Origin of the sequence: Nostoc sp. CHAB 5715 (assembly GCF_020829685.1) — a bacterium.
Lineage (GTDB): Bacteria > Cyanobacteriota > Cyanobacteriia > Cyanobacteriales > Nostocaceae > Nostoc.
In genome coordinates, this window is the sequence record NZ_JAIVFR010000131.1 from 1 (window position 1) to 10,489 (window position 10,489).

7 protein-coding genes and 1 pseudogene are annotated in these 10,489 nt (G+C 37.4%); all 8 read right to left on the reverse strand.

Going from position 1 to position 10,489, the window contains the following annotated elements:
* Positions 1 to 72: 72 nt before the first annotated feature.
* Positions 73 to 441 (reverse strand): annotated as a pseudogene (locus tag LC574_RS09685) (transglycosylase domain-containing protein); the annotation flags it as partial.
* 600 nt (positions 442 to 1,041) lie between these two features.
* Complete coding sequence (locus LC574_RS09690) at positions 1,042 to 2,022, reverse strand: Npun_R2821/Npun_R2822 family protein (RefSeq protein ID WP_229453302.1); 981 nt, start codon at positions 2,020 to 2,022, stop codon at positions 1,042 to 1,044.
* A 3-nt stretch (positions 2,023 to 2,025) separates the two neighbouring features.
* Complete coding sequence (locus LC574_RS09695) at positions 2,026 to 2,988, reverse strand: glycosyltransferase family 10 (RefSeq protein WP_229453304.1); 963 nt, start codon at positions 2,986 to 2,988, stop codon at positions 2,026 to 2,028.
* 46 nt (positions 2,989 to 3,034) lie between these two features.
* Positions 3,035 to 4,246 (reverse strand): glycosyltransferase, encoded by a 1,212-nt coding sequence (locus LC574_RS09700; RefSeq protein ID WP_229453306.1) that lies wholly within the window; start codon positions 4,244 to 4,246, stop codon positions 3,035 to 3,037.
* A gap of 4 nt (positions 4,247 to 4,250) precedes the next feature.
* Positions 4,251 to 6,572, reverse strand: coding sequence for an ABC transporter ATP-binding protein (locus LC574_RS09705; RefSeq protein ID WP_229453308.1), 2,322 nt, complete (start codon positions 6,570 to 6,572; stop codon positions 4,251 to 4,253).
* 264 nt (positions 6,573 to 6,836) lie between these two features.
* On the reverse strand, positions 6,837 to 7,988 hold the full coding sequence (locus LC574_RS09710; protein WP_229453310.1) for a glycosyltransferase family 4 protein: 1,152 nt from the start codon (positions 7,986 to 7,988) through the stop codon (positions 6,837 to 6,839).
* Between the two features lie 108 nt (positions 7,989 to 8,096).
* Positions 8,097 to 8,939 (reverse strand): hypothetical protein, encoded by an 843-nt coding sequence (locus LC574_RS09715; RefSeq protein ID WP_229453312.1) that lies wholly within the window; start codon positions 8,937 to 8,939, stop codon positions 8,097 to 8,099.
* A gap of 48 nt (positions 8,940 to 8,987) precedes the next feature.
* Positions 8,988 to 9,911 carry an alpha-1,2-fucosyltransferase gene (locus LC574_RS09720; protein WP_229453314.1) on the reverse strand — a complete coding sequence of 308 codons (924 nt, stop codon included), beginning with the start codon at positions 9,909 to 9,911 and terminating at the stop codon, positions 8,988 to 8,990.
* Positions 9,912 to 10,489 lie beyond the last annotated feature (578 nt).

Consider the following 10,489-nt stretch of genomic DNA (forward strand, 5'->3'; position numbering starts at 1 on the left):
GCTTATCTTGTTTGGGATGCAGCTTTTGCAGATATCGTTTACGACGGTACTCCCCTACCCAATCCTAACTTATATTACGATCGCTCTGACAGTCCCTTGTGCATCAACTCCGTTGTGTTGCTTAAATCTTCTATCTTCTGAGGCGATGAAAGCTTTTTTTAAATTATCTGGTATTTGTTCCAGCTTTAGCTGTTCTCTGGCCGTTTCACCTTGTTGTTGTAATATAGTTCCATCGGCGGCTTTGATGGTCAGTGTTTGCTCTCTAACCACGGCATTCAACTCGGACTGATCTGGCAAAGTCCGATCTATTAAACTGATGCCGTAGATCAAGGCAACAATACCACCACCTAAACCCAAACCTGCCCAAAACCAGATGCGACGATAGAGTGGTTTACCGCGAGTTGCCTGATTGGCCTTCATCCTAGATGGTAAAATTTTCATTTGCTCAGTAACTCCTTCAGAAAAATCGAAATATTCTCGATGTGCAGCACATTCGCGCAAAGCTTCGTCCATCTGTTGTTCAGTAATAGTTCCTTTTCTGGAAGCCCAAAAACCGCTATTGAAAACGTCTTCAAGTTGGGCATCTGAAAAAATTTGCTGCTCTTTCACAAATGGGGAAAAGATATTTCGCAGCTTGTCATTGGCATGATGGTAATCACAACAGAAGAAATCGACTTCTGAAAGCTTGTCTAAATTCTCGGCGATTTTTTCAAAAACGACAATATCAGTATCAATATAAATAAACTCATCTAAAGGCCCAAACCACGCCACCAGTTTACGCATTTTGTTGGGTAAGGCAAGGAAATCTCGATCAAAAATTTCTCCGATGCGCTTGGTAAATTTATCAATAAGTTCTAAATCTGGAAAAATTTGCACTTTATGTAAGGTAGCAAGCTGCTCTGCTACCTTGTGATAATTTTCATTAAAAGGTATGAGATAAACGGTAACTTCTGGGTCATAGTAACGAATGCTATTGAGTAAAGCGATCGCATTATCGATAACCCGGTCATTGGCAACAATATAAATTCCCCTACTCATAAATTATCCTTGGTTAATTAACTTAAGTTTTCGCAAAGCTCTTGTAAGTAAATTTTGTGTTGGAGCGTCATTATAATTCTTAGGAGGCTTTGTAAACACTGGACGCTTTTCTGGTTCGTGTAAATAACGATAATAGAGAAATAAATCTCGATAGGGAAACTCAATATTTTCGCCAGCACAGACTGCTTGATTGATATGAGGAGGAATACCAATGTAATGAAGGTAAGTTAGTCGATTGCCTTTGTCATAAAGAATATATTCTCGTTCTTCAAAATGCTTAGATGTGGCAGAACATCCAGTTTTTTGATTATCTGGTAATTGTTTAGCAAAGTTATAAATAGAAAGATTAGACCTCATTACCATGTAGTTAATCAGTGGTTGTTCACCAGCCCCTTCATACAAAATTTCCGCTTCACCATTTTTTAGATGGGATATTAGTAAATTTCTTTGTTCTGAATTAAATATCCCCCGCTTTGAGCCATAGAAACCTGAGCAAAATGTTTCGGAATCAATGCGCTTTTGCTCGAAAATTTTTAGTAATTTGGGAGAATTAACATTGTATATTTTACTAACATCTTTAAATTGAAAATCGTAGACAACAAAATCATAACTATCTAACTTTTCAAACACCGCCGCGAGGGAGTTCATCACCAAGGTGTCTGCATCTAAATAGATAAACTTATCAAATGGCCCATCAAAAGCACAAAAACGACGGTGAGCGCCATACAAACGGAATTTACTGCGATTCAATCGCTCTGGTGCTGCTGAGAGCATAAATTGATCCCAGCGATTGATTGATTCTTGATTATCGTAAAGAAATACATTAGGGCGTTTAGCTATTTCATCAGCGATTCGCTGTGTCTGATCGTCGAAAGGATAGATACAAACAGGAGTTTCCGACCCCAAGATAACATCAATACTGTTGAGCAAAGCCACCAGTTGATCGAAAACATAATCATTGCCAAGGGTACAAATACCATTCATAATTTATGAGTGTTGATCAACAAAGTTTGATAACCAGTTAAGCAGGTTTAATTTGTGTAAGATGATTTGACGAGCTTGGGCGATCGCATCTTTGGCAGCATACCAAGCATCAGGTGTCGCTGTCACTTCTTGGATGTAGGCAATGCCTTTTTCATCTAAACTGGGCAACCGCAAAAAACTACCCGGTGGCAATAATTTATCAGCAGCCGGGCCGCCATAGTAAATTGGTAAACACCAGGCAAGTAAACTATCCCAAAGTTTCTCACTCACATACCAATTATTATCAGCATAATTTTCAATTGCTAGATTGTAATAATATGGTGACATACCATACCACTTATTACCCAGTTCTCCCGACTTTTTCGCCCATTGTGGTAAGTTACGCCCATATAAATCAAATTTAATGCCATTAGATTGTAGAGACTGCAAAAAGTCTAAACGCTGGCGATGGTTGACAGTGCGGCTAATTCCTGAAGTAATCCAACTACATGGAGCAACCTTTTGGGGGGGTGGCATTTCATTTAAATCTTGAAATGAATTTGAATGATACCAAATAGCAGGCATATAGTCAGGAGTGGGCGCAAAATCATCTGGGCCAGAAACGTAGCCGCAATACTTTTGAGCTTGTTGGTAATTATAATTAGTAATTTCTACAATTTCATCTAAAGGCGGTTCTCTTAGTAAATAAATAATCCGCTCTTTACTCACATCACGTAGTAGAGAATCAATATTTAATACTGATTTTTGCTGTCGTTTACGAAAACTATCTAACCAAGATGTTTGTGGCGCTGCTTCAGGAAAATCAAATTGATACATTAGCAGAAAATCTGGTTTTGCTGCCAGTGCTTGCATTTGTATATTGCCCCAAACTCCAAATTGATTAGGAGTTTGTTGCCACAGCCAATCGGCTCTAGTTTCTAAACCTCGATAGCTGCTAATCATGCCTACAGTTTTGTTATTAGTCATTTGTCATTTGTCATTAGTCATTTTACTTAATCTCAGCAATTTTTCCTTAGACAATAAGTTGAGGAAGCAGAGATTCATCAATATAACTCAGGATTTTTGCCGCTCTATTTTCCCAAGAAAACTGCTTGACAAAATTGATACTATCTGGATAACCTTCTATTTTTCTGGGATGAGTTTCTAAAACCCGCTTTAGACATTCGGCAAATTTGCTGGGGTTATCTGGCTCACACCAAGCAGCGATCGCTTGAGTATCTTGAAATTCAACTAATGAAGGAATTTCTGTTGCTACAATGGGAGTCCCAGAGGCGAAGTAGTCAAACAGCTTTAAGGGAGATGTGAAAGTTGCCGCTTTTCCTGAACAATGAGGGTGAGCTAAAACATCGCCTGCTTGTAACAAAGATGCTAACTCATTATGCAAAACATAACCCAAAAATTTAATATTATTAACTTGTTTTTCTTTGACAAATTGCTGATAATATTCAACTTCTTTAGGCTTACCACCTGCACAAACAAATTGCACATTAGGCATTTCGTTAGCCACATCAATTAGTACATCAATACCTTTAAATTGCTGTAAAGCTCCTGCATAAACTACCAATCTTTGGCTTTCATCTTGCAATAGTTTTTGACGCCATTCTGCTGCTTTTTCTGGTTGTCTCTCCATAAATAAGCGATTAAAACCATTGTGCAGTGTAATCACTTTTTCTGGTGGCATCCCATTTTTAATCATGCTTTCGCGGATGGTGTCTACAACGGTGACAGCAATTTGCAATAGCGGATTTGTAACAATTTCTGGCTCAAATGGTTTGTCTTCGTGGTGGTGGTGTTCATAAATTGCCGGAACGCCATTTTTGATAGCAGCTTTGACAAAATTCCAGTTGCGACTGTGGACAATTTTAGTAGTTGGAAGTATGTAAAATGGTAAATAATACTTGCTGGCAATGGTGTTAGAGTCAGTAAATTTGCTCCGAAAATGGTCAATCGGCCAAGGCATCGGTAAGGGAGCAACTTTTAACTTGTCATGGAGGTTGTAATATTTGAGCAGTTCTGTTGGTGTTTTTCTCGGTTGAAAAGGACGAGCTAAATTAGCTGGATTAATAGCTTTTGCTCCTTTTTCAGGATATACCAAAACTGTTGAGTATCCCAAGTTGGCAGCGCCGTTAGCTGCATTTGTAGACTGGACTAGGTGAGCCTCTGGCTGCGGCAACTCTTCACCAATGAAAAAAATATAGTGTTTTTTAAAAGCAAGATTTTTCATAATTTTAGATATTAATACTATTCTCAAATTTTTCTAAATTGTCGAGCAGATGTATAGCAGATTCATAACTTTCATTAATTAATCCCTTTTGTTCTTCTGTGGTGTATATCAAATTATCAGCTAGAGAGCGGAGAGAGCTAATTATGAAATTGAGAGAAGCCCGAAACTCAATGGATAGATGATTAAAGGCGTGATAATAAGTGCTTATAATATTTTGATTTTGTTCAGAAATTGAGATAAATTTCCCCTTTGTTTGCAAATTAATAACATCTTCAAAAACATCTATGGTGTTAAGAATTCTCCAAGCTGATTTGTAAGAGCCTTCAATTAATTTATGCTGTTCTTGGGAATCGTCTACCAGATCATCAAGTAATAAGCGCAGGAACCCAATCATCAAGTTCAACTGTGTCCGAATTTCGTGAGAGATGCGGAGCAAGCTTTGCTTGTGTTTAGTAGCGGCTTCAGGATATTCAACAAATTTCTTTGAGTTTAGGCGCATTGCCTTAATAATTTTTGTCTGAATCAAGTTTTTGTTAGGCCGATCGCTAAATTGCATTGAGTACAAACGCGAGTAGTAATCACCTTTTTGTAAAAGTTCTTCATGGGTTCCCACTTCTACCACCTGTCCTTGATCTAATACGGCAATTTGATCGGCTTTTTGGACTGTGGAAAGGCGGTGAGCAATTACCAGGGTTGTGCGATCGCGACTCAAATCATCAAGTGCAGATTGTACTAAGCGTTCGGAAACGGTATCTAAAGCGCTGGTGGCTTCATCTAAAATCAGAATTTCTGGATTTTGGAGGAGGGCGCGGGCGATCGCTAATCTTTGCCTTTGTCCACCAGATAACATGACGCCGCGATCGCCAATCAAGGTGTCAAATCCTTGAGGCAATTTGCTAATAAACTCATAAGCATTTGCCCGCTTTGCTGCTGTCAGAATTTCATCCTCAGTAGCCTCTTCTCGCCCATAAGCGATATTATTTCGCACTGAGTCATTAAAAAGAAAGGTATCTTGACTAACAATCCCCATTCGCCTTCGCAGGGATACAACATCGAACTCCCGCAAATCAGTACCGTCAATGGTAATACTGCCAGCTATTGGGTCATAGAATCTGGGCAAAAGGTCTGCTAAAGTGGATTTACCAGCACCAGAACTGCCTACTAATGCTAAGGTCGTGCCACGGGGTAAAAATAAATTCACATCTTTGAGTACCAACTTTTCATGACCAGGGTAGGCAAAGCAAAGAGAATTAAAAGACACGCCCTCTTGTAATTTTGTATAGGGAAGCTTACCCTTATCCATGAACGGCTTATCATGGAGGCTTAAAAACTCATTCGTCACATCTACGCTGGCGGCCGTACTGGCAAAGTTGCTGCGAATACTATTTAACTGAGAAATTAATGGCAGCACTCGCAGCAGCACTAATAAATATGTTAAAAGTACGGTGGAAAGAGAAGAAACCTGGCCAGCAAAGAAGGTTTTGCTCAAAAGTACAATCAGCAGTAAAGCTGTAATACCCATCACCTCACTTAGAGGTGTAATTGCTTCCGAATTAACCTGAGATTGGAAATCTGCTAACTCGCGATCGCGAATTAATTTTTTAATCCGTTGATATTCTTTTTCTTCATTTCCCGTCGCCTTTACCAGTCGGATTCCGTTCAAAGTCTCCAGCACAGAGATTGAATATGCTCTAGACATCTCACTAAGCTGCTTACCAAAATTTCTCGACTGAGAAATGGCATACTGATTTATTAACGTCACCAACGACAGCAAAAGCGTAGCAGCAATTGTCAACTGCCAAGAGATTGACAGTAATAAACCGACAAAAACTAAAATTGTGATCCCCAGGATAACCATCCTGACTGTACTACCTATAGCACTTGCAGCCCGACCAATTTCTCCACCCAGACGGTTGATTAAATCACCAACCTTTGTTTTGGCATAATAATCTATATCAACTTCTAGTAATAGCTTTAACCCGGTTTCGCGCATATCCGATGTCAGCTTTCGGGTTAAAGAACTCGATGCTAAGACGCTGGCATAGGTAGCTAAGTTTTTTAAAAAAATTGTGAATAAAATCGTCCCAGCCATTACTACTATCCGGTAAGATTCTGGAGTATTATCAAAGGGAGATATCAACCTTTTTAGGATGGGAGGGGCAGTACTTAAATCTACTTCTTGCCCCACAATTTTTAAAATCACTGGCACAATTAAAGCTGTGCTAATTCCATTAAATAAGGCTCCAGAAAATCCTAACAATATTGTCAGCAGAATCAAACCTGGATAGGGTTTAGCGAATCTTAGTAGTAGTTTTCTGGTAGACATTGGGTATTTTTATGCTACTTTCATTTATTAATATTATTCACACTATAGCAATCCTATTTGAGTCGTGAAAATTTTGTTATGGTCGTCCTTAGTCATTTGTCACTTGTACTGAGCGTAGTCGAAGTATTGGTCATTTGTGATTACAAAGGACAAATAACTAATGACTAATGACAGCAAAGAGAAAAATATTTCACAAATGATTTAGGACTGCTATATACTTGCCAAATTTACTAATCATCAAATAAATCAAACCCCAATCAAGATTTACAACCGAGCAATTACCGACTTGAGCACAGAAGCCATAGTTTCTATGCTATAGAGTTCCACACATCTTTCTCTTGCCTTGATACCTTGCTGCTGTGCTGACTCTAAGTTCTGAAAAATCAATTGAATTTGTTCAGCAAGCTGTTCGGGACAAGCAGGTTCGACTAAATAACCAGTATTACCTAAAATTTTGGGAATATCTCCTACGCGCGTCGATAATACAGGTTTAGCCATTGCCATTCCATCTGTCAACTTCAGGGGAAACTGAGCGCGAGCAGTCAAAGTATCTCGCTGGGGAACAACTACAATGTGAGCAGATGCTACAATTTTAGGCATTAATTCTACAGGGCACCTTGGTAATTTAATAATCCAACGCCCCCACTTTTGAATCAATTTATCGTCATAATCATCGTAAGGACTACCACCCACAATCACTAATCTTAAATCTGGCTCATCCAACAAATCGAGCGCCATTAGAATGTCTTCAACCCCCTTGTGAGGTCGTGGTGCCCCAGGAAACATGAGAATTCGATACTCAGAAAGACCGTAATACGTTCTGCTAGTCTCAGAATCATACTTATGGGGGTCAAACATTGCAGTATCTTTACCATTAGGTACGTAAACACCACCGAAGCGTTTTTGCAGAAACTCAGTATCTATCGTTACTGCATCTGCCTTTGCCACTATGTTTTCCATCCACTTGAGATACAGTGGATGATCTGGAAATTTTAATGCGCCATTTTTCTTGAAAATGTCTCGATAAAATTGCTTAAGACTAGGACGATATTTCCACTCATCACCTCCGTGCCAACTGAGTTCCCAGTCATCCATATCTAAAATTAAAGGACGACGACTACTAAATTTTTTCAGTAGCGATAGACCAAAACTTGTAAACTTTGGTTTTACAGCATAAATAATATCTCCATCTATTTTTTGCAAGAGTTGACGAGCAGATATCAGAAATTCTGGATAATTTGTACCTGGAAGAGAAACAACTGAAATGCCAGACGGAGGAATAGCATACAGTTCTTTACCATAAATAAAACCAACAATCTCCACTTGATAATTGAGGCTTTGCAGTACTTGAGCTAGTAAAAATGCTCGAATACTACCGCCTCCAGATAAATCACCAACAATTAATGAAACTTTCAATTTTGATGTTTCCTCCTGTAAATTCGCAATTTAAACATTAATAAATATTTATATTTATTCATAATGTGATCTAGGAAAAAGGCTTGTGCATATATTCATAAGAAGATGTTATTTCTTGCGCCAGGGATTTGTAACTTGATTGGGTAAAAATACTTTAGCAAATCTGTCAAATACCCTTGTGTACAAAGAACGGGTAATGTTTTTAGCATATTGAGGTCGATAAGGATAAGTACAGTGAAGAACTTTAATTTTATCCTGAATATTATAAGCATCCTCCCATTTACTGAGATAATTATAGGTGGGAGGTAGTATTTTCATGTTAGGGCGTACAGATGCGATCGCAGAAGCAAAAGCCCCTTGGTCTTTTAAAAGTAATTTATCTTGGTTGTTTTTGACAATTTCAAAATAACGTTGAAATTCGTCAAAAAATACCTTGTTGACTTCTGTTTTCCTAAAAGCTATCAACCCGCTATTATATTGCACATTATCTGCTTGCAAAGGGAACCCGATAGATTGCAGAATTTGCAAAACATTCGGCAAAATGTCTTCTTGCTTTCCCCGTAGTAAATTTGTAGCTTTAACAATAGAAGGTTGCACATCTTCAGTTAATAGCAAATCATATTCATCCAAATACTCAAATACGTCGTTGAGGTCGGAAAGTAAGCAAATATCTGAATCTAAGTAAATAGTTTTATCAAATTCCGAGGCTGCATATAGAGCCAGTTTTGCTTGCCGTGATGCTAAAACAGTATTTTCATTTGCAGGGGCAGGCTTTAAAATTACATTTTTGAAAGTCTTTAAAAAAGGATAGAGAATTTTTGGAACTTGATCAATTAAAATGATTATTGGTTCTTGATGAAACTTTCTAACTGCCGCTAAAAAGTGAATGCAATCTTGAAAAGGGTAAAGTCCAGTTAAAATTGTAATAAATCCTCTAGTTTCTTTTTTCATAAATAAGTTAAATAATTATTAGTTTTCATCTTCGTCTGTCAATCTAATTTAATGTGTCCATTCCCAAAAAGTTTTACTCCAGTCTTCGTTATAGTAAAAAACTCCTTGCCATTGGTAAAAGTGAACAAAATCTTCGATTTTTAACGTTTTATTCACATTCCTAATCATGTATAGAGGTCGCTCACCGTAAAATGATGCCCACATACTATAACTACTAGGAGGGCCAATAATATAATCACATTCAGCTAAAGAATACATGTCCTCAATTATATGATTATTGCCATAAGCATAAGATAAATTTTGAAAATATTCGTCATTTTGCTTCTGATTTGAGCAAATCAAAAATGTCACTTTTTTATTAGGAAATAGCATTTGTGCTGATTCCATAACCTTTAAATAATCTTCAACTAAATAAAAATATCTGCCATTTTGATGTTGCTGATAATCTCCATGACGGATATGGACTCCAATGAGTACATCAGTCTGGCTACGAATATTGGATATGAGTTTTGCTACATTTAACTGATACTTCTTTAAAGGTTGAAAGTAAGCACGAATTTTTTCCCCATGTTTTTGTAGATTTGATATATCATTTACAAACCATCCATCACGAAATACCCACCCTTGAAAAAAGTTTATAGTCCCTGGTTTTAACTCTTTTGTAATGCTTGAATTGCTCCAGTTAAAGGGCTGGTTACGCTTAATCTCAATTGTGTTAAAGCGTCCACTTTCAGCTAAATAACGATTTATGTTATAGTAGTATTTACGTAAAACTTTATTTCCTGCAATTGAAAATTGGCTAGAAGGGTAGGAACATAAAAAATCTTGAGATGTTGAGTTAAAAAAATCAGCATACTCTTCAAATGCTGGGTTTAAAACTGTGAAATTATTTTCACATGCAAATGCCATAAAATGAGCAGATAACAATAATCTGTTGCCTAGTTGTCCAGATTTTACAGATATTACTAGCATGTATAAAACCTCTAAAAATCAGCATTTACAATATTTACTTAATCTTTAACATACAAAGGTACATACATAAAAGTTAAATTATATTACTAGCAGGTGAAAGGAAATATCCACTATGATTGAATGGATTTTTTAGTATCCTGATAACAGGAAATAATCAAATAAATTTAACTTTGTATTTGCGGTTATTTCCAGAGAAAATTCACTGATAAATCAGATAAATTTTGCTTTTTTATGGTATGTTTACGGTATAACTACGGTTGTATATAGCAGTCCTAAATCATTTGTGAAATATTTTTCTGTTGGCTGTCATTAGTCATTTGTCCTTTGTCCTTTATAATCACAAATGACAAAGCGCAAAGTCTGAGCGGAGGTTTCCTCCGATCAGAACTTTGTAAGAGAGGACAAATGCCCAAGGACGACCATAACAAAAATTTTCACAATCTCATTTAGGATTGCTATAGGATTCCTATTTGATTTTTGAATAAACACCGTACACCTCGAAAAGCCTGATTCCCTACTCCCTACTCCCTATTCCCTACTCCCCGCCTACGCAAATAATTTCAAAAATCAAAGCGGAT